Genomic DNA, 25,287 nt, shown 5'->3' with positions numbered 1-25,287 from the left:
CCGAGGGCCTCCCGCAGGCCGCCGTGGACCGTCCCCACCAGCCCGCCACCTCCCCGCGGGCTCCGGCCGGCCCTCCCCGGGAGCCCGTCAGTCCTCCGCGGGCTGCCGGTCAGGCACCGGGCGCCCCGTGAGCGCCGCCAGCGAGTTGCGCACGTGCGCCATGTGCGCCTGCACCTCCTCGCGGCCTTCCTCGTGCTCCCGCAGGATCCGTTCCGTCTCCCGGACCACCCGCTCCTCGGCGATCCTGGCCCCCGCGAGGAGTTCCGCCGCCCGCGCCTCGGCATCCTCCTGGACATGACGGGCAGTCTCCTCCGCCTCGGCGAGCTCCCGCCGCGCCCGCTCCAGCACCGCCTCCGCCCGGGCCGTCAGCTCCGCCTCACGGGCCGCCGCCGCGGCCTCGGCCGACGCGATCCCGCTCTCCGCGGCCTTGGTCCGCTCGGCGTGCTCCTGCTCCTGGTGGGCCAGCACACCCGCCGTACGACGGCGCGTCTCCGCCATCTGCTCCTCCGCCGCCGCGCGCACGGCGCCGGCCTCCTGACGCGCCTCGGCCACCAGCGCGCCGGCCGTGTCCCGCGCCTCGGCCAGCACGCCTTCCGCCTGCGCGTCGGCGGACGCCCGCACGGCCCCCGCCGCCTCACGCGCCGCCTCACGGACCGCCCGGCCGGCCGCGTCCGCCGCGTCCCTCAGCTCCTGCGCCTCCTCCAGGGCCGCACCCCTGGCCGCCTCCGCCTCGGCCTCGGCGAGCGCCAGGATCTGCTGCGCCCGTTCCCCCAGCGAGACGTACGTCTGCGGCGCGAGGGAGGCCACCACCTCACGCAGTCGCGCCGCCTCGGCCGTCAGCTCCTCGGCCACGACCGACAGCCGGGTCAGCCGCTCCCGGGCCCGGTCCCGCTCCGCCGACAGCGCGGCCACGGCGCGGTCCACCTGCTCAGGACGGTAACCACGTCCCCGTACACCGACGAAACCGTGCCCGGACACCGGACCACCACTCATCCCTGAAGCCCTCTTTCCCGCTCTCCGACCGCCCGACCATCAAGCAATACGCCAAGGATGCGGCAATTGGCCCGGAAGTCGGAATCGATCAGCCGCTTTCAGGACGGAAGCGACGGGCGTCACAGACCACCGGTACGCCCCCCGCGCGCGGATGGCACCCGGCCCCTCCGGAGACCGGGCGCCGTGCGCACAAGGGGGCAGGATCAGAGCAGCCCGTCCCACATCTGTTCCAGCAGGACCGACCACCAGCTCTCCGGCGACGACAGCGCGGCCGGGTCGAGCGCCACCAACTGCGCCTGGAAATCGACGGTCCAGCGGCCCGCCTGCTCCGGAGTCAGCCCGAACCGCAGCCGCCACATCCGGCCCAGCAACGCCATCGACCGCACGAACTCCGGCAGTCCCGTGTTGACGAACTGCGGCGGCACCGGCTGCCCGCCGGGGCCCGCCTCCACCGGGACGGCGACGATGTTCGCCGTCCCGTACTGGACACAGATCGCCCGGCCGAAGTCGGACCCCATCACGAGGTACGAACCCGCGTCCGAGGCCGGCTGCAGCCGGCGCTGCGCCGCCAGCTCGGCCAGCGTCGGCACCACGGGGTGTCCCGGCTGCGCCCAGAAGAACGGCCCGAAGTCGGCCGGCAGACCCGCCCAGACCAGCGTCCGCGCCACGACCTCCGGCACACCCTGACGCGACACCGCCCGCTGGTCGAACCGCAGCACGCCCTGAGGACCGAAAGCTCCGAGCATCTCCTCCGCCAGTGCCTCCGGCGGCAGGGCCGTCGCCGGCGGCATCTGCGGCAGCGGCGCCCGTACCGGAGCCGGCCGCGCCGGACCGTCGGCGACCTGGTGCAGCTCACCCTGGTGCGTCAGCAGATGCTGCATGCCCTGCTGCCGGCTCGCGTGATCGGTGCCGTACGGAGCGACGCTGGTGATCCGCACCTGCGGCCAGGTCTCCCGGATCATCCGCGCGCAGTAACCACCCGGCAGCTCGCACGACTCGAGCTCGGTGTGCAGCTCGATGACCTGCTGCGGCGGCACGTTCATCGCACGCAACTCGTGCAGCATCTGCCACTCGGGGTGCGGGGTACCCGGCGCCGAACGGCGGATCAGCTGCTGCTCACTGCCGTCGGGCGCCCGGAAGCGCAGGACGGCCTGGTAGCCCGGGCCGACCGTCGGCTGCCCCGGGGGCTGCTGCGGGTAGCCGTACGCGGGAGGCGGCGTGTGCGGCCCCGGCGTCCCGGGAGGAGCGGGAGGACCCGACATGCCGGGAGCACCGGGAGGTCCCGGAGGACCGGGCGGCTGGGGCGCACCGGGCACCCCCTGCGCCGGACCCGCGAGCATCGTCGCCGCATGGTGCACCCCGCCACCGGGAGGCGGCGTGGAACCGGGCGGACCCGGAGGGGCCGGCGGACCGGGAGGCGGCGTGGAACCAGGGACACCGGGAGGGCCGGGCGGACCGGGAGGCTGCGGGACACCCGGGGCGCCGGGAGGGCCCGGGGGCCGCGGCGCGTTCGGGCCGCCGATGCTCGCGTCGGCGAACATCGTGGCCGCGTGATGCATCCCGCCTCCAGGGGGCGGCGTGCCTCCGGGAGGGCCGGGAGGTCCCGGCGGACCGGGCGGACCGGGAGGCCGCGGAGCGGCCGGCGCACCGGGCCCGTCGAGCTGCGAGACGAGCTGGGTCGGGAGGTACCCGCCGGCCGGCGCACCGGGCGCACCCGGTCCCGACGGCGGCGGAGTGGCACCCGGCCGGAGCCCGGGAGTGCCCGGTGCCCCCGGCGGCGGCGGAGCGCTGGGCCCGGTCCCGCGCGCGCCACGCGGCGGCACCACGGCCTTACTGGTGGCGGCGTCCGCGATGTCCCGGGCATCGCGCCCGGGAGCGGCACCGGCGGGGATCCCCGGCGCGGGCGCGCCCGGACCACCGGGCTGGGCGTCCAACCCGGGGACGACCGCCGTCCGGGGCAGCCCGCTGCCCCCCGACATCAGCGCCGTGGGCGCCTCGGCCGACACCGCGGGCGGAGGGGTCCCGTCGTCGTCCGACCCGGACAGCGGCGGCGCGAACACCGTCGCAGGCAGCGGCACTCCGCCGTCGTCCGTCCCCGCGTTGGTGTCCGTACCCGCCCAGGGGGTCGCGTCGGCGGGGACGCCGTCCGAAGCCGTGGGCTCGTGGTCGGGCCGCCCGCCCGCAGCCGGCCACGGGGTCGCCCCGGAAGGCGGGGCGGCGCCGGATGCGGAGGCCACGGAAGGAGCAGGCACCGGGGCAGCAGCCGGGGCAGCAGCCGGGGCAGGGGCCGGACCCGGCGCCGGAGCCGGGACCGACGGCGCATCGGCGGCCGGGTCCGTACCCGCCTCCGCGCGCCGGTCCGGGATGCCCAGCTTGTCCGCCGCCTCCTGCAGCCACTCGGGCGGGCTCAACAGGAACGACGTCTGATTCAGATCGATACGCTGCGGCGGCTCGGGAGCGGCGGGCGCGACTCCCTCCGGCGCCCCGTACTCCTCCTCGTACCGCCGGATCACCTCACCCACCGGCAGCCCCGGCCACAACGTGGCCTCACCGCTGTCGCGGGCGATCACCAGCCGCTGACGGCCGCCGTCCGAGACGGGACCCTCCGCGCGGTCCTCGGCCCACACCACGAAACCCAGTTCGAATTCACGGACCCGCACCTCACGGTGCTGATAGGCGGGCACGTCACCGTTGACCCACTCGTCCGCCCGCTCCTGCGCCTGCGCGAAGGTCACCAACGCGCTCACCCCTCCACCGGGACGGCGCGCGCGAAGCCACCGTCCACCATCAGGTTCGCCACCGTCTCCAGCTCCGGGGGGTTACCCGCCAGACGCTGGAGGAAGGCGTCGAAATCCTCGCCGCAGGGCAGCAGGAGCCGCTCCACGCGCTCCTGCACACCCCAGCCGTCCCGGTCCCGCGCGTCGTCGTACGCGCAGAACCACACCGACCCCACGTCGCTGCCGCGCACCTTCACCGCGACGATGCCGCCCTGGACGAAAGCGACGCCCAGGTAGTCCTTCGTGAAATGGTCCCGCAGACACTTGTTGACGTACACCAGGTCGTTCACGGCGGCTTCCTCGCGCACCGTGAAGAACGGCTGGTCGATCAGCAGACCGAGCTCCGCGTCCAGGGCGGCGCCCACCGGAGCCGAACCGCCGGCCGCCTTCAGGAAGGAACGGTACGCACCGGGCAGCCGGTAGCCGAGGTCCTCCTCGACGCCCAGGACCTGCTGCTCACCGACCGCCACGGCACCCTTCGGCAGCCGGAAGTGGGCCGGCCGCGTCTCCTGCAACGGCCGCGTACCCCGCCGGTCCTGGTCCACCGGAGTCGTCGCCAGCCCACCGTGGTGACGCAGGAGCGCCTTCACCTCGACGGGGACGAGCTCCATCCGCCGGCCACCGGCCACGTGGTGCCACGTCCATCCGTGCGGAGTCGCCACCGCCGGGATCGTGTCCCACAGCTCGTGACCGCTCGCCGCCATCGCCGCGTTGGCCGACACGTAGTCCGTCAGCCGCAGCTCGTCGATCCCGAAGCCCGGAGGGGGGTCGGCGATCTCCGCGGCGGCACGCGCGTACGGCGAAAGATCCGGATGGCCGTTCGCGTCCACCCGCACACCTCTGGGGTGGCGGGACGCCCGGACCGGGTCCGGGAAGTGCACGACCTGCCCGGCGTAGGCCGCGTTCGGTGGCGCGGCTTGCTGCCCGAGCCGACCTGTCGTCATGGCGGTTGCCCCCTGCTGCGTCCGGTGTTCCGCACAGCCTATGCGGTGCCGCGACAGCGGCTCCCGCCCCTGCGGTACCCCTCACCGAACGTCACCGACGCGTGACGGACGTGCCACGCCCGGGCCACCGGATCGCGACACGCACACACGTTTCACCGCCCCAGCTTCCCCACCACCCTGCACATTTGGCAGGCTGTCCCCGCAACTCGGGGGATTGCAGGGAGGGAAGTCCGCACCATGCACAGTGCACAAACAGTCACGTCCGGAGATCCACGTCTCAGCTGGCGCGCCACCGAGCTCAGCCGTACGCCCCAGCTCCACCACCGCCGCGACGGCATCCTGCCGGCCGTGGCCGCAGCTCTGTCCGTACGCGGAGAGACACTGACCTGCACGGCGGGCAAGGGTGACCAGCCACCGGTCCTGCACCCACTCGTGCAGGACTTCCTCGACACCCTCACCAGCGGCCAGCGCGAACGCTTCACCGGGCGATGCCCCGAAGCGATACTGCTCTCCCGGCAACTCACCTCCGCCGACAGCAGCCGCTCCAAGCGCGCCCAGCGCAAACCGCTGACCAACGGCGAAGCCCGCCGGGTCCTCAAGCACTCCCGGCTCACCGCCCGGCGCATCCGCGAGGACGGCGACCCGCTCCACGGCAGCTACGCACCCCCCTGCCGGTCCTGTACGGCGATGCTCGCCCACTTCGGCGTACGCCCCGTCGACCTCACCACCCCCGGCGCGGTGACCACCGCCGAGAAGGGCTGAGCACCACACCATGCACGACCGAGCCGCCGTACCCGCCCAGCACGACCGCACGTCCTCCACCCGCTTCGCCGTGCCCCTCGACGCGGCGCTGCGGGAGGCCGGCTGGCAGCCTGGGCGCTGGAACATCCGCCAGGCCGAGGAATGGGCCGACGCCCTGCGCTCCCACGCCTCGCCCGCCGGACACCAGCACGCCGTCTTCCCCGCGGCCGTCGAAGCCTGGGCCGAGTTCGGCGGCCTGCGCATCACCGGCTCCGCGCCGGGCCGGCAGATCGCACCGGCCGCCGTGCGCATCGACCCGCTGAGCGGTCTGCACCTGGCGCGCACGCTCGGCGATCTGGGACGCGCCCTCCGGACCGAGGTCGCACCGCTCGGCGAAGAAGGGGACGGACAGGCGGTACTCGCCATCGACATCGAGGGACGCGTCTACTCCATCGATCACACGGGTGACTGGTACCTCGGGTCGGACATCGACCGCGCCCTGGAGGCGCTCGTCACCGGGGTACAGCCGGAGCGGCTCACCTCGGGCTGAACGCGAGGGCCCCGCACCCGCCGGGCGCCACACCCGCACCGCCCGGGCATCGCCACCGCCCCGGCACGCCGTCAGGCCGCCCGCCACGCCGTTACGCGGCCGGCCGCGGCGCAGCCCAGCCCGTGTCCGTCACGCGGCCGCCCCGGCGTCCGGCAGGACCGCCGACACCCGGAAGCCACCCGCCTCCGTCGGCCCGGACACGAACACGCCGCCGAGCCCCAGCACCCGCTCCCGCATCCCCACCAGGCCGTTCCCCCCGCTCGGCAGCCCCGCGTCCGCCGTGGCCCCGTCGGTCGGCCCGTTCTCCACCTGCATCGCGACCTCCGCGTCCCGGTGCGCCAGCCGTACCCACGTCCTGGCGCCCGCCGCGTGCTTGTGCACGTTCGTCAACGCCTCCTGCACCACCCGGTACGCCGTCTGCTCCACCTCGGGGGCGTACGGGCGCAGCTCGCCGTCCACGGACAGCTCCACCGTCATCCCCGCCTCCCGGGACTGCGCCACCAGCGCCTCGACCTCGCACAGGCGGGGCCCGTCCTCCGCGGGCTCGGCGGCAGCCGCAGCAGCGGCGACCCGGCCCACCGTGGCGAGCGGCACCTGGCCGTCGGACGGGGCCACGAGCGCGTCGCCACTGCGCAGCACCCCGAGCATCTCCCGGAGTTCCGTCAGCGCCTGCCGGCCCATGTCGCCCACGAGCGCCGCGTTGCGGACCGCCTTCGCCGGGTCCTTGGGTGCCACCACCTGGAGCGCCGCCGCGTGCACCACCATGAGGCTGACCCGGTGCGCGACGACGTCGTGCATCTCCCGCGCGATCCGGGTCCGCTCCTCCGTACGCGCCCACTCGGCCCGTTCCTCGGCCCGGTCGGCCAGGAGCGACAGCTCCCGCTCCAGCGAGTCCGCCCGCTCCCGCAGGCTCTCCATGAGCCGGCGCCTGGCCCCGATGTACAGGCCCAGGAGCACGGACGGCGCCGTCAGTCCCAGCGACATGAAGAGGGACACGACCGGGATGTACCAGACACCCGGCCCGAAGTCGGCATGGGCGTCCACGCTCTGCCTCAGCCGTACGTAGGAGACGACGAACGTGCCGACGAGCGTCATCCCCGCCAGCGCGACGGTGATCCTGCGCGGCACCTCCGAGGCGGCGAGCGTGTACAGGCCGACGAGCCCCATCAGGAAGCCCATCTCGGCGGGCGTCGTCGCTATCGACACCAGCACCACGGCGATCGGCCAGCGCCGGCGCAGCAGGAGGACCGACCCCGCCACCAGCCCGAAGACCACGCCGACCGGCACCGGCAGCCCGGTGTCCCCGGCGAACTCCACCCCCTCCAGCGCGCACTCGAGCGCCGAGAACAGCGCCAGTCCTACGTCCAGGGCGACACCGCGTCGCCTTTCCCACCACCAGTAGCCGCGGGTGGTCGATCCCGCCGCCTCCCGGTCTGCCCCCGTTGCGGTCATGGCGTCCAGCCTACGGGCGGGCGCACCTGATTTTCCGGGGAGTCCGACAGCACGGAAAGCGACCGGCCGCGGCGCAGAAGGCTCCGCGGTGCCGGTCCGCCGTGGGGAACGGGGGCGTGCCGCACCAGCGTTGCGGAGCGTCCGGCGCAGCGAAGCACCCGGACAGCGGCGTCGCGTGGAGGGCACCTGGTACGGCATAGTGTTGGGTGCCGTATCGAGGGCCGGTGAGATGTCCGGTCCGACAGACCGTGCAGTCCCCTGTGGTGTAATGGCAGCACAGTGGCTTTTGGTGCCATTTGTCCGGGTTCGAGTCCTGGCAGGGGAGCTTCGGCGCCGGCAGGAGCCGTACCGCGTCCGGGCCCCGACCTCACCGGTCGGGGCCCGCGCTCGTTCCGGTCGGGGCCCGCGCTCGTTTCGACCGGAAACACCCCCGGTATCCTGCGGGTGTCCACCACCCGAAGCCGAAGGGCATATCCGTGAGCGTCGCCTCCCCGGCCGCCGTCGTCGTCCTCGCAGCGGGTGAGGGCACCCGCATGAAGTCGAAGACGCCCAAGGTCCTGCACGAGATCTCCGGGCGCTCGCTCGTCGGACATGTCGTCGCCGCCTCCCGTGAGCTCGACCCCCAGCACCTCGTCGTGGTCGTCGGACACGCGAGCGAGCAGGTCACCGCCCACCTCTCCGCCGGGGACGCCCCCGTACGCACCGCCTACCAGGCCGAGCAGAACGGCACCGGGCACGCCGTCCGGATGGGGCTGGAGGAGCTCGGCGGCACGGTCGAGGGCACCGTGATCGTCGTCTGCGGGGACACCCCGCTGCTCTCCGGAGAGACCCTCTCCGCGCTCGCCGCCACCCACGCCGCCGACTCCAACGCCGTCACCGTGCTGACCGCCGAGGTCCCGGACGCCACCGGTTACGGCCGGATCGTCCGCGACGCGGCCACCGGGGCGGTCACCGAGATCGTCGAACACAAGGACGCCACCGTCGCGCAGCGCGCGATCCGGGAGATCAACTCCGGGGTGTTCGCCTTCGACGGACGGCTCCTGCGCGACGCGCTCGGCAAGGTCCGCACCGACAACAGCCAGGGCGAGGAGTACCTCACCGACGTGCTGTCGATCCTGCGCGAGGCGGGTCACCGCGTCGGCGCCTCGATCGCCGGTGACCACCGGGAGATCCTCGGCATCAACAACCGGCTCCAGCTGGCCGAGGCCCGGCGGCTGCTCAACGAGCGGCTGCTGGAGCGCGCCATGCTGGCGGGCGTCACGGTGGTGGACCCGGCGTCGACACAGATCGACGTGACGGTGACGTACGAGCGTGACGCGGTCGTGCACCCGGGGACGCAGCTGCTGGGAACGACGCATCTGGCGGAGGACGCCGAGGTCGGCCCGAACACACGCCTCACGGACACCGTGGTGCACGCCGGCGCACGCGTGGACAACACGGTCGCGGACGGGGCCGAGGTGGGCCCGGGCGCGACGGTCGGCCCGTTCGCCTATCTGCGGCCGGGAACGCGGCTGGGCGCGAGGTCGAAGGCCGGTACGTACGTGGAGATGAAGAACGCCACGATCGGCGAGGGCACCAAGGTCCCCCACCTGAGCTACGTGGGCGACGCCACGATCGGCGACCACACGAACATCGGTGCGGCGAGCGTCTTCGTGAACTACGACGGCGTCGCCAAACACCACACGACGATCGGGTCACACTGCCGGACCGGCTCGGACAATATGTTTGTGGCGCCTGTCACGGTCGGGGACGGCGTTTACACCGCGGCCGGTTCGGTCATCACCAAGGACGTGCCCGCCGGCTCGCTCGCCGTCGCACGGGGCCAGCAGCGGAATATCGAGGGCTGGGTGGCGCGCAAGCGTCCCGGCAGTGCGGCGGCACAGGCGGCCCAGGCCGCCACCCAGGAGGCCGGCGGCGAAAGCTGACCGGAAACAGGTGCGCCCGAGGCGGCGTACCGTGATAGATGCTCACCCATTTCGGCTGGCTCGTCGCACATCGGGACACCTGCGCGCGGGGCCAGATACACGTCTGAGGAGACTGTGCTGTGACCGGGATCAAGACGACCGGCGAGAAGAAACTGATGTTCTTCTCCGGCCGCGCCCACCCCGAGCTGGCCGAGGAGGTCGCACATCAGCTGGGTGTCGGCCTCGTGCCGACGAAGGCCTTCGATTTCGCCAACGGCGAGATCTACGTGCGGTTCCAGGAGTCCGCCCGCGGTGCAGACTGCTTCCTGATCCAGAGCCACACGGCTCCGATCAACAAGTGGATCATGGAGCAGCTGATCATGCTGGACGCGCTCAAGCGCGCGTCCGCCCGCTCCATCACGGTGATCGTGCCGTTCTACGGCTACGCCCGCCAGGACAAGAAGCACCGCGGCCGCGAGCCGATCTCGGCCCGCATGGTCGCGGACCTGATGAAGACGGCGGGTGCCGACCGCATCCTGACCGTCGACCTGCACACGGACCAGATCCAGGGCTTCTTCGACGGCCCGGTCGACCACCTTTTCGCGCTGCCGATACTGGCCGACTACGTCGGTGCCAAGGTCGACCGCTCGAAGCTGACGATCGTCTCGCCGGACGCCGGCCGGGTGCGCGTCGCCGACCGCTGGTGCGACCGCCTGGACGCGCCGCTGGCGATCGTCCACAAGCGCCGCGACAAGGACGTGCCGAACCAGGTCAGCGTCCACGAGGTGGTCGGTAACGTCGAGGGCCGGGTGTGCGTCCTGGTGGACGACATGATCGATACGGGCGGCACGATCTGCGCCGCCGCCGACGCCCTGTTCGCGCACGGTGCGGAGGACGTCATCGTGACGGCGACGCACGGTGTGCTGTCCGGCCCCGCCGCGGACCGTCTGAAGAACTCCAAGGTGAGCGAGTTCGTCTTCACGGACACCCTGCCGACCCCGGGCGAGCTGGAGATCGACAAGATCACGGTGCTGTCCATCGCCCCGACGATCGCTCGTGCGGTCCGGGAGGTCTTCGAGGACGGTTCGGTGACGAGCCTCTTCGAGGAGCAGGGCGACTAGGAACAGGACGGCGGTGGGTCACCTGCGGGTGATCCACTTGGGTGCGGCCTCCCCGGCGGGTAGACTCAGCGAGTTGCTCGGCGAGGGAGGCCGTACCTGTTGGTGCGGCGGTCCGTTATCGACGCGCTCTTCGTAGCAGGCCTGTCGTGGGCCGGGTGACCAACAGTCTTCTTTCACCTTACGAGGAGTGCATCATGGCCGAGATCAAGCTCGCCGCAGAGGTCCGTACCGAGTTCGGCAAGGGCGCCGCCCGCCGTACGCGTCGTGCCAACCTGGTCCCCGGGGTCGTCTACGGCCACGGTGCCGAGCCGGTCCACATCTCCCTCCCGGGTCACGAGCTGCTTCTGGCGCTCCGCACCGCCAACGTCCTGATCGGTCTCGAGATCGACGGCAAGGACGCCCTGGTCATCCCGAAGGCCGTCCAGCGCAACGCCATCAAGGGCAACATCGAGCACGTCGACCTGCTGACCGTGACGCGCGGCGAAAAGGTCGAGGTCGAGATCGCGGTGCACGTCGAGGGCGAGCTCGCCCCGGGCGGCAACCTCCTGGAGTACGTGCAGAACACGCTGCTCGTCGAGGCCGAGGCCACCCACATCCCCGAGTCCGTCACGGTCTCCATCGCCGGTCTCGACGCCGGTGACTCGATCCTCGCCAAGGACGTCCCGCTGCCGTCCGGTTCGGTGCTGGCCGGCGACGAGGACGCCGTCGTGCTCCAGGTCGTCTCCGCGCAGGCCGAGGAGCCGAGCGCCGAGGGCGCCGAGGCCGAGGGCACCGAGGCCTGAGCCTCGCCCCACCTGCTTCACTGACGGGGTGGCGGTTCCCTTCCGGGGGTCCCGCCGCCCCGTTTCCCTGTCACGACTGGTCCGAACGCGAGGAGACCGAGCGCAGATGTCCGACGCCACCGACCCCTGGCTGATCGTGGGCCTCGGCAACCCCGGTCCCGAGTACGCCGCGAACCGGCACAACGCCGGGTTCATGGTCGCCGATCTGCTGGCGGAGCGGATCGGCGGGAAGTTCAAGCGCGCGCCGAAGGCGCAGGCACAGGTCCTGGAGGGCCGGATGGGCCCGCCCGGGCCGCTGAGCCGCCGTGTGGTGCTGGCCAAGCCGATGTCGTACATGAACCTGTCCGGGGGGCCGGTCACCGCTCTGCGGGACTTCTACAAGGTGCCCACGGACCACGTCGTGGCCGTCCACGACGAGTTGGACATCGACTTCGGCATGCTGCGGCTGAAGCTGGGCGGCGGTGACAACGGGCACAACGGGCTGAAGTCGATGACGAAGGCGATGGGCCCGGACTACCACCGGGTGCGGTTCGGCATCGGCCGGCCACCGGGGCGGATGCAGGTGGCGGACTTCGTGCTGAAGGATTTCTCGGGCACGGAGCGCAAGGAGCTGGCCTACCTGGTGGACCGGGCGGCGGACGCCGTGGAGTCGTTGCTGGCGGACGGGCTCGAGCGGGCCCAGTCCACGTACAACTCCTGACATTCCCTCTGGTTCCCGGGTCTTTTTCAGCCACAGGTTGACCGAGGGCACAGCTCTGCCCAAAGATCGGCCCCCATGAAGCGGAGCTCCTCCCACCGGCTGCTGGCCCACGGCCGTTCGTTCGCCGCGGGCTGTGTCGTCCTGTTGCTGCTGGTCGCGGGTGTCTGGGCGTCGTGGGACACGGCGCACCACATCGTGCTGTCCAAGGGCCGCGAACACGGCACGATGGCCGTCACCGGATGCGGTGAGGACGTGTGCACGGGGTCGTTCGCTCCGGACGCGGAGTCGCGGGAGCGGCCCGGTGTGACCATCGAGCGGTCCGTCGCGGTGCGCAAGGGCGACCGCTTCCCCGTCGTGGTGAAACCCGGGACCGGTGAGGTCGTGCGCACCGGGGCGCCGGGGTTCCTGCACGCGTGGCTGCCGTTCGGCGGTGCGCTGGTACTGGCCGCTCTGCTGATCGGCGGCGGGCTGCGGATGCCCCGGACGGCCTGGGGCGCGGGCATCGCGGGTGCGGCCCTGCTCGCGGCGACGTTCGTCGCCCTGTGACAGGACCGCACCCGCGCATGTCTGCGCCGGGGGTCAGCCGGTGTTGCGCAGGCCTGCCGCGACGCCGTTGACGGTGAGCAGCAGGGCGCGGGCGAGGAGCGGGTCGGCTTCCTCGCCGCGCTCGGCCGCCTGGCGCTGGCGGGCGAGCAGGGACACCTGGAGGTAGGAGATCGGGTCCAGGTAGGCGTCGCGGATCGCGAAGGTCTGCTGCAGCACCGGGCTGGTGCCGAGGAGTTCCTTGCCTCCGGTGACCTTGAGGACTTCCTGCACGGTGAGGTCGTGCTCGGCCCGGATGACGTCGAAGACGTGCTTGAGCTCGTCGGGGACGAGGGTGTCGACGTAGTGCTGGGCGATGCGCAGGTCGGTCTTGGCGAGGGTCATCTCGACGTTGGAGATGAAGTTCTGGAAGAAGTGCCACTGTCCGTGCATTTCTTCGAGGACGGTGCCGAGGCCGGCTTCGCGGAGTGCCTTGAGGCCGGAGCCGACGCCGAACCAGCCGGGGACGATCTGCCGTGACTGGGTCCAGCCGAAGACCCACGGGATGGCGCGGAGTCCGTCGAGCGAGACGCCCGAGCCGGGGCGGCGGGAGGGCCGCGAGCCCAGGTGCAGGTCGGCGAGCTGGTCCACCGGGGTGGAGGCGAGGAAGTACGCGGGCAGGTCCGGGTCTTCGACGAGCTTGCGGTAGGCGGCGTGGGCGGCGTCGGAGACCGTGTCCATGGCGGCGTCCCAGCGGGCGAGCGCCTCGTCGGACTGGCGGGGCGCGGTGTGCAGCGCGGAGGCCTGGAGCGTGGCCGCGACGGTCAGTTCCAGGTTCTCGCGGGCGAGCGCGGGGATGAGGTACTTGTCGGAGATGACCTCGCCCTGTTCGGTCACCTTGATCTCGCCCTCCAGCGTGCCCCAGGGCTGCGCGAGGATCGCGTCGTGCGAGGGGCCGCCGCCTCGGCCGACGGTGCCGCCGCGGCCGTGGAAGAGGCGCAGGCGTACGCCGTAGCGGTGGGCCACGTCGCGGAGCCGGCGCTGGGCGCGGTGGATCTCCCACTGGGAGGTCGTGATGCCGCCGAACTTGGAGGAGTCGGAGTAGCCGAGCATGACCTCCTGGACGTCTCCGCGCAGGGAGACGAGACGGCGGTAGGACGGGTCCGCGAGCATCTCGTCGAGGATGACGTCGGCGGCGCGGAGCTCGTCGGTGGTCTCCAGGAGCGGCACGATGCCGATCTTGGCCCAGCCGCCGTGGAGGTCGATGAGCCCGGCCTCGCGGGCGAGGACGGCCGCGGCGAAGACGTCGTCGGCGCCCTGGCACATCGAGATGATGTAGGACTCGATGACCTCGGGACCGAAGCGCTCGAAGGCCTGCTTGATGGTGTGGAAAACGCCGAGGGTCTTCTCACCCGCGGCGTCGAGCGGGGCGGGGGTCGGGGCGAGGGGACGACGGGAGCGGAGTTCCTTGGCCAGGAGCTTCTGCCGGTACTCGCGGGGCATGTCGGCGTAGCGCCAGGATTCCTCGCCGAGCCGGTCGAACAGCTGGCCGAGGGCGTGGTGGTGGGCGTCGGCGTGTTCGCGCACGTCCATGGTGGCGAGCTGCAGGCCGAACGCGGAGAGCGTCCGGATGGTGCGGTCCATGCGGCCGTCGGCGAAGAGACCGCCGCGGTGCTCGCGCAGCGAGGTCTGGATCAGGACCAGGTCCGCGATGAGCTCGGCGGTGCCGAGGTAGTCGCAACCGGGGCGGTGGGGGGTGCCGGTGGCGAGGCGCTCGCGGGTGTTGACGAGCTTCTGCCGGATGCAGGTGGCCTTGAGCCGGTAGGGCTCCTCGGCGTTCAGCCGCTTGTAGCGGGGACTGATCTCGGGGAGGCGCTCCAGGTCCGCCTGGAGGGAGGTGAGGAGCTCGTCGGTGGCTCCGGTGTAGCGGATGGAGTTGGAGAGCAGTCCGCGCAGGTAGTCGATGAGTTCGAGGGCGTCGGTGATGCCGTGCTCGTGCTGGAGGATCAGCACGTCCCAGGTGACGGCGGGCGTCACGTTGGGGTTGCCGTCGCGGTCGCCGCCGATCCAGGTGCCGAAGGTGAGGGGGCGGGTGCCCGCGGGAAGTTCGACGCCGACACGTTCGAGTTCGGCGGCGAGGTCCTCCAGGACGTCGCCGACGGCGTCGGCGTGCAGCTCGTCGAGGTAGTAGATGGCGTTGCGGGCCTCGTCGGCCGGCTCGGGGCGTACGACGCGGAGCTCGTCCGTCTGCCAGATCAGGTCGATGTTCTCCGCGAGCCGCAGGTCCTGGCGGCGGCGGTCGGCCTGGATGACGGGGGTGTCGAGGAGCTCGGCGATCCGGCGGAGCTTGTTGAGCACGGAGCGGCGGGCGGCTTCGGTGGGGTGAGCGGTGAAGACGGGCCGTACGTTGAGGTTCTTGACGGTCTCGCGCAGGTGCTCGGGGTCGGCGTCCTTGAGGCGGTCGGCGGTGCGGGCGAGGAGCCCGCCCTCGGCGGCCCGGCGGTCGCGCATCTCGTGGGCGCGGTGGACCTGCTCGGTGACGTTGGCGAGGTGGAAGTAGGTGGAGAAGGCGCGCACGAGCTGTGCGGCGGTCTCCAGATCCGTGTCGCCCAGGAGTGCTGCGGCGGCCTCGCCGTCGGTGCGGGTCAGGGCGCGGACGCGCTCGACGAGGTCGAGGAGCTCCTGGCCTTCCTGGCGTACGAGGGTCTCGCCCAGCAGATCGCCGAGGCGGCGGATGTCCGCGCGCAGCTCGGCGCTGGCGGCAGGTGTCTGGTCGGCACTGCTCACAGTGTGCGGCTCCTTGCAGTGGTTGAGCACTTCTGTCACAGGGGGTCCGGGGCCGTCGCGGTGCTGACGTCACCCCGGGAAAGCAGAGTGCGGACCGCGCTGTCCGACCCACCCAGGATAGGTGTCCGGGGCTCCGGCGTGCTCGCTGCCCTGGGGGGTATTCGACAGGGGTGGCGCGGACCGGGTCCCGCAAGGGTTCCGGCGGCGGCGCTCTCGTGTCGCGGGTCACCTCGCTGCCATACTTACGTTGCCGTAGGTTACGGAAGCGTAGTCCGGTAATTTCGTCATATTTCCTCACTCCACGGGAGACAGTCGATGCCTACCCGCCCCGATGTGATCGACGACGGCCCGACGGCGGCCGACGCGACTACACCCGCCTCCGCCACGCTCGGCGGCGACAACAAGCGGTCGATCGAGCAGATCGCGCTCCTGCTGTTCATCGTCGTGCCGTTCGCGGCCCTGGTCGCGGCCGTCCCGCTGGCATGGGGACGTGGTGTCAGCTGGCTCGACCTGGGCCTGCTGGTCGTCATGTACTACTGGGGCTGCCACGGCGTGACGATCGGTTTCCACCGCTACTTCACCCACGGCTCCTTCAAGGCCAGGCGTCCCCTGCGCATCGCCCTCGCCGTCGCGGGGTCGATGGCGGTCGAGGGCCCGCTGGTGCGCTGGGTGGCCGACCACCGCAAACACCACAGGTTCTCCGACGCCGAGGGCGACCCGCACTCGCCCTGGCGGTTCGGCGACGACCTCCCGGCGCTGCTGAAAGGGCTGTGGTGGGCGCACATCGGCTGGATGTTCAACGAGGAGCAGACCCCGCAGAAGAAGTACGCCCCGGACCTGGTCCGGGACCCGGCCATCCGAGCCATCTCCCGCCACTTCCTCACCTTCACCATCGCCTCGCTGGCCATTCCGCCGCTGGTCGGCGGACTGGTGACCATGTCCTGGTGGGGTGCGTTCACCGCGTTCTTCTGGGGCTCGCTGGTCCGGGTCGCGCTGCTGCACCACGTGACCTGGTCGATCAACTCGATCTGTCACGCGGTCGGCAAGCGGCCCTTCAAGTCCCGGGACCGGTCGGGGAACGTGTGGTGGCTGGCGGTCCTCTCGTGCGGCGAGTCCTGGCACAACCTGCACCACGCCGACCCGACGAGCGCACGACACGGTGTGCTCAAGGGCCAGATCGACTCCAGCGCCCGGCTGATCCGCTGGTTCGAGAAGCTGGGCTGGGCGCACGACGTGCGCTGGCCCGACGCCACCCGTATCGCCTCCCGGCGCAAGTCCGCCACTGCCGACCCTGCATGATTGACGACGTGGCGACCGACGGAAGCACAAGCGGTGAGAAGAGCAGACCAGCCCCCACCCGCCGGACCCGGCGGGTCCGGATGACCGGCAAGGAGCGCCGCGAGCAACTGCTGGACATCGGCCGCACCTTGTTCGCCGACAAGGGTTTCGAGGGCACCTCGGTCGAGGAGATCGCGGCCCGCGCCGGAGTGTCCAAGCCGGTCGTGTACGAGCACTTCGGCGGCAAGGAGGGGCTGTACGCGGTCGTGGTCGACCGCGAGATGCGCCAGTTGCTCGACCTGGTGACCGGCGCCCTCACGGCGGGCCATCCCCGCGAGCTCCTGGAGCAGGCGGCTTTCGCACTGCTCGACTACATCGAGACGTATACGGACGGGTTCCGGATCCTGGTCCGGGACTCGCCGGTCGCACAGTCCACGGGAACGTTCGCGTCGCTGATCAGCGACATCGCGACGCAGGTCGAGGACATCCTGGGCCTGGAGTTCAAGGCCCGCGGCTTCGACCCGAAGCTGGCGCCGCTGTACGCGCAGGCACTGGTCGGCATGGTGGCGCTGACCGGCCAGTGGTGGCTGGACGTCCGCAAGCCCAAGAAGGCGGAGGTCGCCGCGCACCTGGTGAACCTGGCGTGGCACGGGCTGGAGAATCTGGAGTCGAAGCCCCGGCTGATAGGCCACCGCAGGAGCTGACCGCGGTCACGCCGGCACCCCATGGCCGCACCCGGCGCGCGGCGACACCGGCCGGAGGCTCACCCGACGCGCGGCGACACCGGCCGGAGGCTCACCCGGCGACGCGGACCACGGCGAAGATTCGGCGGAACGGGAAGACCGTGCCGTGCGGGCCCGCCGGGTAGGCGGTGCGCAGCAGGTCGCGGTAGGAGCTGACGAAGGCGTCCCGGGCCCCGGGGTCGTCGGCGAGCGCGGTCAGGACGGGGCGCAGACCGGTGCCCTTCACCCAGTCCAGGACGGCGTCCTCCCCCTGGAGCAGGTGCAGGTAGGTGGTCTCCCAGACGTCGGCCGTACGGCCGGGGGCGGTGAGGTGCCGCAGGTACTCCGCCGGGGCGAGGACCGCGTCGTCGTGACGCAGCAGGCCGCCGAGGCGCCCGCGCCAGCGCGGTGTCCCGGCCAGTTCCCGCATGAGGGTGTGACTGGGGGCGTCGAAGTTGCCGGGGACCTGGAAGGCGAGGACGCCGCCGGGGGTGAGGGCGTCCAGCCATGCGGGGAAGCGGTCGGCGTGGCCGGGGACCCATTGGAGCAGGGCGTTGGAGACGATGAGGTCGTACGGCTCCCCCGGTACCCAGGTCGCGGCGTCGGCCTCGGCGAAGTCCAGGCGGGGTCCGGCGTGGGCGCGGGCCCGTTCGAGCATCTGGGGGGAGGTGTCGTACCCGGTGACGCGGGCCCCGGGCCGGTGCTCGGCGAGCAGGGCCGTGACGTTGCCCGCGCCGCAGCCGAGGTCGGCGATACGGGGGGCGGGATCATGGGGCAGGGGCCCGATCCGGGCCAGGAGGTCGAGGAAGGGCCGGGTGCGGTGGTCCGCGTGACGCAGGTACTGCTGCGGATCCCAGAGGGGTGCGGTCATCCTCCCAGGATCACCGGAATAATATCTTGATGTCAAGACACTTGAATTCAAGAGACTTCATGTCGAGGGACCCTTTACACTGATCGACATGGAGGACGAGGTCGACCGACTGGTCGCTGCATGGCGCCGCGAGCGCCCCGACCTCGACGTGGAACCACTCGAGGTCCTGAGCCGCGTCTCGCGCCTGGCCCGTCACCTCGACCGGGCCCGCCGGATCGCCTTCACCGAGCACGATCTGGAGCCCTGGGAATTCGACGTCCTGACGTCACTGCGTCGCGCCGGCGCACCGTACCAGCTCTCCCCCGGCCAGCTCCTCACCCAGACCCTGGTCACGTCGGGCACGATGACGAACCGCATCGACCGGCTCACCAAGAAGAATCTCGTCGAGCGGCTGCCCGACCCGAGTGACCGCCGCGGCGTCCTCGTGCGGCTGACCGACCGGGGCCGTGACAGGGCCGACCAGTCGCTGGCCGGCCTGCTCGCACAGGAGCGCACCATCCTCGGCGAGCTCTCCCCCCGGCAGCGCGCCGAACTGGCGGGGCTGCTACGCCAGTTGACCGCCCCGTTCGACAACATCCCCGGTTAGGGCCGCCGGCCCCACACCGGCCCGCCGGGCCAGTGCGACCGCGGCCAGCGTCGAGTGGACGCCCAGCTTGCCCAGTACGTTCTGCATGTGCGTACGCACCGTGTGCGGCGAGAGGAAGAGCCGCTCCGCGACCGCCTTGCGGCCCAGGCCCGCCACCATGCAGCGCAGCACCTCGCGCTCACGGGGGGTCAGGGACTCGACCAGTTGCTCGCTCTCGGTGCGGTGCTTGCGGGCCGCGGTCAGCTCGCGCAGGACGCCCGTCAGCAGGGCGGCCGGCAGATGCGTCTCGTCGCGCAGCACGCCCCGGACGACCGTCAGCAGCCGCTGCAGCGAACAGTCCTTGGCGACCCACCCCGACGCGCCCGCCTGCAGCGCCAGCGCGGCACGGCGCGGGTCGTCCCTCTCGGCGAGCACCACCGTGCGCATCGACGGCCGGCCCGCGCGCACCCCGGCGACCAGCGAGATGCCGTCCGCCTGCCCGTGTCCCTCCGGTGCCCGCGGTGCGGGGACGGCGGGCACCCCGCCCGTGGGCAGGATGCCCAGCTCGGCGTCGACCAGCATCACGTCGTAGTGGCGCCCCTCTGCCGCCGCGCGCTCCAGACACCGCAGCGCGGCGGGACCACTGCCCGCCGCCGACACGTCGACGTCCGGTTCCGCGGCCAGCGCCGCCGCGAGGGATTCGGCAAAAATGCGGTGGTCGTCGACCACCAGAACCCGGATACGAGCCACAGACAACCCCCCAAGCTGCGTCAGCTCCTGGGGCGCCCCGTGCGGCCTGCCCCGCCGGGGACGGACCGCTGCGGACACGGCGCCCGGAGCGCCGAGGCGACCCGCGCCCACGGCCGCCGCCGCGCGCCGACCGCCACCCGTCCGGGCGTCGTGTCCGACTGTCTCGTCCCCTGAAACGACACCGGCCCCCACCGGTGCTGTGCATCAGCGTACGGGGGGTAGTGGACGGCGGAAGGCGATTCACGGAACTGACTGCTGAAGGTGTTTAGGGTGTGATTCATGTTCCGTCTTGAGACAGAAGTGGACAAGGAACGTCGTATTCTGCTGGGTCGTCGGCTGCATGACGACAACTGGGACGGATCACCGGAGCTGCGTGCCCTGCACACCACACCAGGTGAGCACGAACTCCCGCTGGACGTGTGGCTCATCGACGCGCAGGGAGCACTCGCCGGAGGGCTGTCCGGACGGACCTGGGCCTACTGGCTCCACGTGGACCTGCTCTGGGTGGACCCCCGCCACCGTGGCAGCGGGCTGGGGACCAGGCTGCTCGCCGAGGCGGAACGCCTCGCCCGTGACGACCGGGCCTGTACCCGCTCCCGGCTGGAGACCTGGGACTTCCAGGCTCCCGCCTTCTACCGGAAGCAGGGGTACGAGGTGGTCGGCGAGGTCGCGGACTACCCGCCCGGCGTCGCCGAGTACATCCTGGTCAAGCAGTTGGAGCGATCCGCCGTGCCCCTGCCGAAGGAACCGCGGGGAAGATTCCGGGGGTGGCGTAACCGGCTGAGGTGAAGGCCTCCTCGACGGACTTGGCGACCGTGTCCGCCGCGGCCTCCTCCACGAGCACGATCGCCGAGCCGCCGAAGCCGCCCCCGGTCATCCTCGCGCCGAGCGCCCCGGCCGCGTTCGCCGATGAGACCACGAGGTCGAGCTCCGGGCAGGAGACCCGCAGGTCGTCCCGGAGGGAGACGTGCCCCTCGGTGAGCACCCGGCCCGTCGCGCGCACCTCGCCGGAGTCGAGGAGCCCGATGACCTGCTCCACCCGGTGGTTGTCGCTCACGACGTGGCGGACGTAGCGCACCACGGACTCGTCCTCGCCCGACGCCGCCAGGGTGTCGAGCGCGGCGCCCAGTCCCTCGTACGGAAGGTCACGCAGGGTGCCTATGCCCAGGGCGCGGGCCCCCGCCTCGCAGCCGGCCCGGCGCTCCGCGTAGGCGCCGTCGCCCAGGGCGTGCTTGACCCGGGTGTCGACGACCAGGAGCTGCAGCCCGTGTGCGGCCAGGTCGAAGGGGACCTGGCGCTGGGTGAGGTCGCGGGTGTCGAGGTGGAGCGCGTGTCCCTGCGTGCAGCACGCCGAGGCCATCTGGTCCATGACTCCGCACGGCACACCGACGAAGTCGTTCTCGGCGCGCTGGCCGAGAACGGCGAGCTCCGGTGCGCTCAGGCCCAGCTCGAAGAGGTCGTTCAGGGCGAGCGCGGTGACCACCTCGAGGGCGGCGGACGAGGAGAGCCCGGCGCCGACGGGGACGGTGGAGGCGAGCTGGATGTCCGCGCCGGTGACGGGGTGGCCCGCCTCGCGCAGGGCCCAGACGACGCCGGCCGGGTAGGCCGCCCAGCCGTGGCCCGAGTGCGGGGCCAGCTCGTCCACGCGCAGCGAGACGACCCCGCCGGGTACGTCGGTGGAGTGCAGGCGCAGCACCCCGTCCGTGCGGCGGGCGACGGCAGCGCGGGCGCTGTGCGGGAGGGCGAGCGGCATGACGAAGCCGTCGTTGAAGTCGGTGTACTCACCGATCAGGTTCACTCGTCCGGGCGCGGCCCAGATTCCTTCGGGCGCGGTCCCGTACAGCGCGGTGAACCCTGCGGTCAGAGCGTGGTCGCTCAGGGACTCGGTCATGGGGTGGTGAGCTCCTCTCGGCGGGCGAACGCCCAGGCGTCGGCGACGATTGCGGCCAGGTCGGTGCGGGACGGCTGCCAGCCGAGCCGTTCCCTGGCGGTGGTGGCGGAGGCGACGAGGACGGCCGGGTCGCCGCCGCGCCGGGGGGCGGCGGTCTCGGGGACAGGATGGCCCGTGACCTGACGGACGGTCTCGATGACCTCCCGTACGGAGAAGCCGTTGCCGTTGCCGAGGTTGCAGATCAGGTGTTCGCCCGCGGTGGCGGCGTCCAGGGCCAGCAGGTGGGCCTCCGCCAGGTCGGCGACGTGGATGTAGTCGCGTACGCAGGTGCCGTCCGGGGTCGGGTAGTCGTCGCCGTACACGGAGATCGACTCGCGCCGGCCCAGCGCGACCTGGAGGACCAGGGGGATCAGGTGCGACTCGGGGTCGTGGCGTTCGCCGTGGCTGCCGTAGGCCCCGGCGACGTTGAAGTAGCGCAGGGAGACGGCTGCCAGGCCGTGTGCGGCGGCCTCGCCCGTGATCATGTGGTCGACGGCGAGCTTGGAGGCACCGTACGGGTTGGTGGGTGCGGTGGGGTCGGACTCGGTGATCGGGCTGGAGACCGGTTCCCCGTAGGTCGCCGCGGTGGAGGAGAAGACCAGGGTGCGCACTCCGGCGTCGCGCATCGCGGCGAGCAGGGCGGTCGTCCCGCCGACGTTGTTCACCCAGTACTTCTCGGGGTCGACGACGGACTCGCCGACCTGGGAGTACGCGGCGAAGTGCAGCACGCCGTCGTAGGAGGCGTCGAGCCACTTCGCGGCGTCCTGGATGCGGCCCTCGATGAACTCGGCCCCCTCCGGGACACCCTCGCGGAAGCCGGTCGACAGGTCGTCCAGGACGGTCACGGTGTGACCGGCCTCCAGCAGATGCGCGGCGACCACCCCGCCGACGTATCCCGCCCCGCCCGTGACCAGGTACTTCTTACCGGGGTTGCTCACTCGCTCGCTACCTCTCGCAGTCGCTGGGCCGCGGCCTCCGGCGGCACGTCGTTGATGAACACGTTCATGCCGGACTCGGAACCCGCGAGGAACTTCAGCTTGCCGGAAGTGCGCCGGATGGTGAAAAGCTCCAGGTGCAGACCGAACTCCTCCCGGCCGGGCACCCGGAAGGGAGCCTGGTGCCAGGCGGAGATGTACGGGGTCGGCGGCTCTCCGGGGCCGAAGACCCGGTCGAATCGCCTCAAGAGTTCCAGATAGATCTGTGGAAACTCTGTGCGGGCCGCCTCGTCGAGCTCCCGCAGGTCCGGGACACGGCGGCGCGGGTGGAGGTGGACCTCGTAGGGCCAGTGCGCCGCGTACGGCACGAACGCGACCCAGTGCTCGCCCTCCAGGACGACGCGCGATCCGTCGGCCAGCTCCCGGGCGACGACGTCGTCGAAGAGGTTGCGGCCGGTCTCCGTCCGGTGCGCATCGGCCGAGCGCAGCATCAGCTCGGTGCGCGGGGTGACGAAGGGGTAGCCGTAGATCTGCCCGTGCGGGTGGCCGAGCGTGACGCCGATCTCGGCGCCCCGGTTCTCGAAACAGAACACCTGGGTGACCTGCGGGAGTTCGGCGAGGTCGGCGGTCCGGTCGGTCCAGGCCTCCAGGACCAGGGCGGCCTGCTCCTCGGTGAGCCCGGCGAAGGACACGTCGTGGTCGGAGGTGAAGCAGACGACCTCGCAGCGGCCCGAGTCACCGGCGAGGGAGGGGAAGCGGTTCTCGAACACGGCGACGTCGTAGTGGTCGTCGGGGATCTCGCTCAGCCGGCCGTCCCGCGAGGGGCAGAGCGGGCACTCGTCGGCCGGGGGGTGGTACGTGCGCCCCTGCCGGTGCGAGGCGACGGCCACCGAGTCGCCCAGCAGCGGGTCGCGGCGGATCTCCGAGGACGTCGAGACGGCGTCGAGCGGCCGCTGGTCGACGGCGTCGCGGACGGTGTCGTCCGCGGAGTCGTAATAGATCAGCTCACGGCCGTCGGCGAGGGTCGTAACCGTCTTCTTCACCAGGCTCCTCCATGTAACCGCCCTCCAACATAACCGCACATAACAAATCACAAGCAAACACGCGAGTCAATGCCGGACACAGCCTGTGCGTCACCTGTGCTCCGCGAGGCGCAGACGTGGACATATCGCTCCGCTCGATCACGATCAAACAAAGAACCCCACTTGACCTGTTCAGTTTCTGAACACAAAGGCGTAAGTTCCGACGGGTTCAGTTCACGCAACGAAGCGGATACCCCCCATGCACTATCTGGCCGAAGGGCTCCGGCTCCCCACGAACGGGCTCGATTACACAATCCTGGCGATCTATTTCGTCGTGGTGCTCGGCATCGGGTTCGCCGCCCGGGCCAGTGTGAAGACGAGCCTCGACTTCTTCCTCTCCGGCCGGTCACTGCCTGCGTGGGTGACCGGTCTCGCCTTCGTCGCGGCGAATCTCGGGGCCACCGAGATTCTCGGCATGGCGGCGACCGGCGCGCAGTACGGTGTCGCGGTCGTGCACTGGTACTGGATCGGCGCCATCCCGGCCATGGTCTTCCTCGGCCTCGTGATGATGCCCTTCTACTACCGGTCGAAGGTCCGTTCCGTACCGGAGTTCCTGCTCCAGCGCTTCGACAAGTCGGCCCACCTGCTGAGTTCCATACTCTTCGCCTTCGCGGCGATCCTGATCGCGGGCGTGAACCTCTACGCCCTGTCGATCGTCGTGGAGGCACTGCTCGGCTGGCCTCAGTGGGTGGCGATCGTCGTCGCGGGGCTCTTCGTCCTCGTCTACATCACCATCGGCGGTCTCTCCTCGGCGATCTACAACGAGGTGCTGCAGTTCTTCGTCATCCTCGCCGCGCTGATCCCGCTGACCCTGCTGGGCCTCAAGCGCGTCGGCGGCTGGGACGGGCTGAGCGGCTCCCTGGAGAAGCAGCACGGCACGGACTTCCTGTCCGCCTGGGGCGGCACGGGCATCGGGGACGCCAACCCGCTCGGCGCCAACTGGCTGACGATCATCCTCGGCCTGGGCTTCGTGCTCTCCTTCGGCTACTGGACGACCAACTTCGCCGAGGTGCAGCGCGCCCTGTCCGCGAAGAACCTCTCGGCCGCCCAGCGCACCCCGCTGATCGCCGCGTTCCCGAAGATATTCATCGTCTTCGTGGTCATGATCCCGGGCCTGGTCGCCGCCGTACTGGTGCCCACGATCGGCACGCCCGGTTCGGACCTCACGTACAACGACGCCATCCCGCTGCTGATGCAGGAGCTCCTGCCCAACGGTGTGCTCGGCATCGCGGTGACCGGTCTGCTGGCCGCGTTCATGGCGGGTATGGCCGCCAACGTGTCCTCGTTCAACACGGTGTTCACCACGGACATCTGGCAGCGGTACGTGAAGAAGGACCAGCCGGACGCGTACTACCTGCGCTTCGGTCGGCTGATCACCGCGGTGGGAGTGCTCGCCTCGATCGGCACCGCGTTCATCGCCGCCAGCTTCTCCAACATCATGACGTACCTGCAGACGCTCTTCTCCTTCTTCAACGTCCCGATGTTCGTGGTCTTCATCATCGGCATGTTCTGGAAGCGCGCCTCGATGAAGTCCGGCGTCTGGGGCCTCGTGGCGGGCACCACCGCCGCGATGGTCAACTACTTCGTCATCTACAAGCAGGGCATCATCGACATCCCGTCCGACCAGGGCGCCAACTTCGTCTCCGCCATCGTCGGATTCGTCGCCGGCGCGGTCGTCATGGTCGCCGTCACTTTCTTCACGGCCCCCAAGCCGGAGGCCGAACTGGCCGGCCTGGTGTACGGGACCGAGTCCCCGGACGCCGACGAGGCGCCGGAGGAGGGCGACAGCGCCTGGTACCGCAAGCCCGCCCTGCTCGGCTGGGGCGCCATGATCCTCGCCGCCCTCTGCTACCTGCCCTACTCGCTCTGATCGGAGGCACT

The 25,287-nt window shown here is 71.5% G+C and carries 21 protein-coding genes, 1 tRNA gene and 1 pseudogene; 13 read left to right on the top strand and 10 right to left on the bottom strand.

Annotated elements, in window-relative coordinates; genetic code table 11:
• Nucleotides 1-87 precede the first annotated feature (87 nt).
• From QFZ58_RS22090 to QFZ58_RS22080, 3 genes are all read right to left on the bottom strand, one after another.
• Complete coding sequence (locus QFZ58_RS22090) at nucleotides 88-993, bottom strand: cellulose-binding protein (RefSeq protein WP_307126639.1); 906 nt, start codon at nucleotides 991-993, stop codon at nucleotides 88-90.
• Nucleotides 994-1,196: 203 nt separating this feature from the next.
• Nucleotides 1,197-3,731: an SUKH-4 family immunity protein gene (locus QFZ58_RS22085; RefSeq protein WP_373428669.1), complete on the bottom strand. Its 2,535-nt coding sequence runs from the start codon at nucleotides 3,729-3,731 to the stop codon at nucleotides 1,197-1,199.
• A 5-nt stretch (nucleotides 3,732-3,736) separates the two neighbouring features.
• A complete protein-coding gene (locus QFZ58_RS22080) occupies nucleotides 3,737-4,714 on the bottom strand; it encodes an SMI1/KNR4 family protein (RefSeq protein WP_307126637.1) in 978 nt (325 codons plus the stop codon).
• A 237-nt stretch (nucleotides 4,715-4,951) separates the two neighbouring features.
• Between QFZ58_RS22080 and QFZ58_RS22075 the strand changes: the two genes are divergently transcribed.
• Nucleotides 4,952-5,476 (top strand): YwqJ-related putative deaminase, encoded by a 525-nt coding sequence (locus tag QFZ58_RS22075; RefSeq protein ID WP_307126636.1) that lies wholly within the window; start codon nucleotides 4,952-4,954, stop codon nucleotides 5,474-5,476.
• A 10-nt stretch (nucleotides 5,477-5,486) separates the two neighbouring features.
• The gene (locus QFZ58_RS22070; protein ID WP_307126635.1) at nucleotides 5,487-6,005 is read left to right on the top strand and encodes an SUKH-3 domain-containing protein; all 519 of its coding nucleotides are present in this window, start codon (nucleotides 5,487-5,489) and stop codon (nucleotides 6,003-6,005) included.
• A 129-nt stretch (nucleotides 6,006-6,134) separates the two neighbouring features.
• On the opposite strand, the gene QFZ58_RS22065 is transcribed toward QFZ58_RS22070, so the two are convergent.
• Complete coding sequence (locus tag QFZ58_RS22065; RefSeq protein ID WP_307126634.1) at nucleotides 6,135-7,457, bottom strand: sensor histidine kinase; 1,323 nt, start codon at nucleotides 7,455-7,457, stop codon at nucleotides 6,135-6,137.
• Between the two features lie 254 nt (nucleotides 7,458-7,711).
• Here QFZ58_RS22065 and QFZ58_RS22060 point away from each other — a divergent pair.
• From QFZ58_RS22060 to QFZ58_RS22035, 6 genes are all read left to right on the top strand, one after another.
• A tRNA-Gln gene (locus tag QFZ58_RS22060) sits at nucleotides 7,712-7,782 on the top strand.
• A 151-nt stretch (nucleotides 7,783-7,933) separates the two neighbouring features.
• Nucleotides 7,934-9,382: a bifunctional UDP-N-acetylglucosamine diphosphorylase/glucosamine-1-phosphate N-acetyltransferase GlmU gene (gene glmU, locus QFZ58_RS22055; RefSeq protein WP_307126633.1), complete on the top strand. Its 1,449-nt coding sequence runs from the start codon at nucleotides 7,934-7,936 to the stop codon at nucleotides 9,380-9,382.
• A gap of 119 nt (nucleotides 9,383-9,501) precedes the next feature.
• A complete protein-coding gene (locus tag QFZ58_RS22050) occupies nucleotides 9,502-10,482 on the top strand; it encodes a ribose-phosphate diphosphokinase (RefSeq protein ID WP_307126632.1) in 981 nt (326 codons plus the stop codon).
• Nucleotides 10,483-10,676: 194 nt separating this feature from the next.
• Entirely contained in the window at nucleotides 10,677-11,264 is a 588-nt protein-coding gene (locus tag QFZ58_RS22045; RefSeq protein ID WP_307126631.1) for a 50S ribosomal protein L25/general stress protein Ctc, read from the top strand.
• A 106-nt stretch (nucleotides 11,265-11,370) separates the two neighbouring features.
• Complete coding sequence (gene pth / locus QFZ58_RS22040; RefSeq protein ID WP_307126630.1) at nucleotides 11,371-11,964, top strand: aminoacyl-tRNA hydrolase; 594 nt, start codon at nucleotides 11,371-11,373, stop codon at nucleotides 11,962-11,964.
• Between the two features lie 75 nt (nucleotides 11,965-12,039).
• Nucleotides 12,040-12,510 carry a hypothetical protein gene (locus tag QFZ58_RS22035; protein ID WP_307126629.1) on the top strand — a complete coding sequence of 157 codons (471 nt, stop codon included), beginning with the start codon at nucleotides 12,040-12,042 and terminating at the stop codon, nucleotides 12,508-12,510.
• Nucleotides 12,511-12,543: 33 nt separating this feature from the next.
• Here the strand turns inward: QFZ58_RS22035 and ppc are convergent, their stop codons facing one another.
• Nucleotides 12,544-15,273 (bottom strand): phosphoenolpyruvate carboxylase, encoded by a 2,730-nt coding sequence (ppc, locus tag QFZ58_RS22030; RefSeq protein WP_307126628.1) that lies wholly within the window; start codon nucleotides 15,271-15,273, stop codon nucleotides 12,544-12,546.
• 315 nt (nucleotides 15,274-15,588) lie between these two features.
• Between ppc and QFZ58_RS22025 the strand changes: the two genes are divergently transcribed.
• Both QFZ58_RS22025 and QFZ58_RS22020 read left to right on the top strand, forming a co-directional pair.
• Nucleotides 15,589-16,572 carry a fatty acid desaturase gene (locus QFZ58_RS22025; RefSeq protein ID WP_307126627.1) on the top strand — a complete coding sequence of 328 codons (984 nt, stop codon included), beginning with the start codon at nucleotides 15,589-15,591 and terminating at the stop codon, nucleotides 16,570-16,572.
• Nucleotides 16,569-17,255, top strand: coding sequence for a TetR/AcrR family transcriptional regulator (locus tag QFZ58_RS22020; RefSeq protein ID WP_307126626.1), 687 nt, complete (start codon nucleotides 16,569-16,571; stop codon nucleotides 17,253-17,255). The genes QFZ58_RS22025 and QFZ58_RS22020 overlap by 4 nt, the downstream gene beginning before the upstream one ends.
• A gap of 91 nt (nucleotides 17,256-17,346) precedes the next feature.
• On the opposite strand, the gene QFZ58_RS22015 is transcribed toward QFZ58_RS22020, so the two are convergent.
• Complete coding sequence (locus tag QFZ58_RS22015; protein ID WP_307126625.1) at nucleotides 17,347-18,144, bottom strand: trans-aconitate 2-methyltransferase; 798 nt, start codon at nucleotides 18,142-18,144, stop codon at nucleotides 17,347-17,349.
• A gap of 88 nt (nucleotides 18,145-18,232) precedes the next feature.
• Here QFZ58_RS22015 and QFZ58_RS22010 point away from each other — a divergent pair, with 88 nt between their 5' ends.
• Nucleotides 18,233-18,730: a MarR family winged helix-turn-helix transcriptional regulator gene (locus QFZ58_RS22010; RefSeq protein WP_307126624.1), complete on the top strand. Its 498-nt coding sequence runs from the start codon at nucleotides 18,233-18,235 to the stop codon at nucleotides 18,728-18,730.
• Here QFZ58_RS22010 and QFZ58_RS22005 read toward each other — a convergent pair.
• The gene (locus QFZ58_RS22005; RefSeq protein ID WP_307126623.1) at nucleotides 18,689-19,459 is read right to left on the bottom strand and encodes a response regulator transcription factor; all 771 of its coding nucleotides are present in this window, start codon (nucleotides 19,457-19,459) and stop codon (nucleotides 18,689-18,691) included. The genes QFZ58_RS22010 and QFZ58_RS22005 overlap by 42 nt on opposite strands.
• A gap of 279 nt (nucleotides 19,460-19,738) precedes the next feature.
• Between QFZ58_RS22005 and QFZ58_RS22000 the strand changes: the two are divergent.
• Nucleotides 19,739-20,176: pseudogene (locus QFZ58_RS22000) on the top strand (GNAT family N-acetyltransferase); the annotation flags it as partial.
• Here QFZ58_RS22000 and galK read toward each other — a convergent pair.
• Genes galK through galT form a run of 3 tightly spaced genes read right to left on the bottom strand, consistent with a single transcriptional unit; the run spans nucleotide 20,166 to nucleotide 23,367 of the window.
• Nucleotides 20,166-21,350: a galactokinase gene (gene galK, locus QFZ58_RS21995; RefSeq protein ID WP_307126621.1), complete on the bottom strand. Its 1,185-nt coding sequence runs from the start codon at nucleotides 21,348-21,350 to the stop codon at nucleotides 20,166-20,168. The pseudogene QFZ58_RS22000 and the gene galK overlap by 11 nt on opposite strands.
• Nucleotides 21,347-22,327 (bottom strand): UDP-glucose 4-epimerase GalE, encoded by a 981-nt coding sequence (galE, locus tag QFZ58_RS21990; protein ID WP_307126620.1) that lies wholly within the window; start codon nucleotides 22,325-22,327, stop codon nucleotides 21,347-21,349. The genes galK and galE overlap by 4 nt, the downstream gene beginning before the upstream one ends.
• Nucleotides 22,324-23,367, bottom strand: a complete 1,044-nt coding sequence (gene galT, locus QFZ58_RS21985; protein WP_307126619.1) for a galactose-1-phosphate uridylyltransferase — start codon at nucleotides 23,365-23,367, stop codon at nucleotides 22,324-22,326. Before galT ends, galE begins: the two co-directional genes overlap by 4 nt.
• Nucleotides 23,368-23,605: 238 nt before the next feature.
• On the opposite strand from galT, the gene QFZ58_RS21980 reads away from it, so the two are divergent.
• Nucleotides 23,606-25,276, top strand: a complete 1,671-nt coding sequence (locus QFZ58_RS21980) for a sodium:solute symporter family protein (RefSeq protein ID WP_307126618.1) — start codon at nucleotides 23,606-23,608, stop codon at nucleotides 25,274-25,276.
• The last annotated feature ends 11 nt before the right edge of the window (nucleotides 25,277-25,287 follow it).

Source organism: Streptomyces sp. B1I3 (assembly GCF_030816615.1).
Taxonomy (GTDB): domain Bacteria; phylum Actinomycetota; class Actinomycetes; order Streptomycetales; family Streptomycetaceae; genus Streptomyces.
This window is presented reverse-complemented; position numbering and strand designations above follow the sequence as displayed.

Bases quoted from the DNA above. Each gene is read 5' to 3' on its own strand.
- QFZ58_RS22090 (WP_307126639.1), bottom strand. From the start codon at position 993: ATGAGTGGTGGTCCGGTGTCCGGGCACGGTTTCGTCGGTGTACGGGGA.
- QFZ58_RS22080 (WP_307126637.1), bottom strand. From the start codon at position 4,714: ATGACGACAGGTCGGCTCGGGCAGCAAGCCGCGCCACCGAACGCGGCC.
- QFZ58_RS22075 (WP_307126636.1), top strand. From the start codon at position 4,952: ATGCACAGTGCACAAACAGTCACGTCCGGAGATCCACGTCTCAGCTGG.
- QFZ58_RS22070 (WP_307126635.1), top strand. From the start codon at position 5,487: ATGCACGACCGAGCCGCCGTACCCGCCCAGCACGACCGCACGTCCTCC.
- QFZ58_RS22065 (WP_307126634.1), bottom strand. From the start codon at position 7,457: ATGACCGCAACGGGGGCAGACCGGGAGGCGGCGGGATCGACCACCCGC.
- QFZ58_RS22045 (WP_307126631.1), top strand. From the start codon at position 10,677: ATGGCCGAGATCAAGCTCGCCGCAGAGGTCCGTACCGAGTTCGGCAAG.
- pth (WP_307126630.1), top strand. From the start codon at position 11,371: ATGTCCGACGCCACCGACCCCTGGCTGATCGTGGGCCTCGGCAACCCC.
- QFZ58_RS22035 (WP_307126629.1), top strand. From the start codon at position 12,040: ATGAAGCGGAGCTCCTCCCACCGGCTGCTGGCCCACGGCCGTTCGTTC.
- QFZ58_RS22025 (WP_307126627.1), top strand. From the start codon at position 15,589: ATGCCTACCCGCCCCGATGTGATCGACGACGGCCCGACGGCGGCCGAC.
- QFZ58_RS22020 (WP_307126626.1), top strand. From the start codon at position 16,569: ATGATTGACGACGTGGCGACCGACGGAAGCACAAGCGGTGAGAAGAGC.
- QFZ58_RS22015 (WP_307126625.1), bottom strand. From the start codon at position 18,144: ATGACCGCACCCCTCTGGGATCCGCAGCAGTACCTGCGTCACGCGGAC.
- QFZ58_RS22010 (WP_307126624.1), top strand. From the start codon at position 18,233: ATGGAGGACGAGGTCGACCGACTGGTCGCTGCATGGCGCCGCGAGCGC.
- galK (WP_307126621.1), bottom strand. From the start codon at position 21,350: ATGACCGAGTCCCTGAGCGACCACGCTCTGACCGCAGGGTTCACCGCG.
- QFZ58_RS21980 (WP_307126618.1), top strand. From the start codon at position 23,606: ATGCACTATCTGGCCGAAGGGCTCCGGCTCCCCACGAACGGGCTCGAT.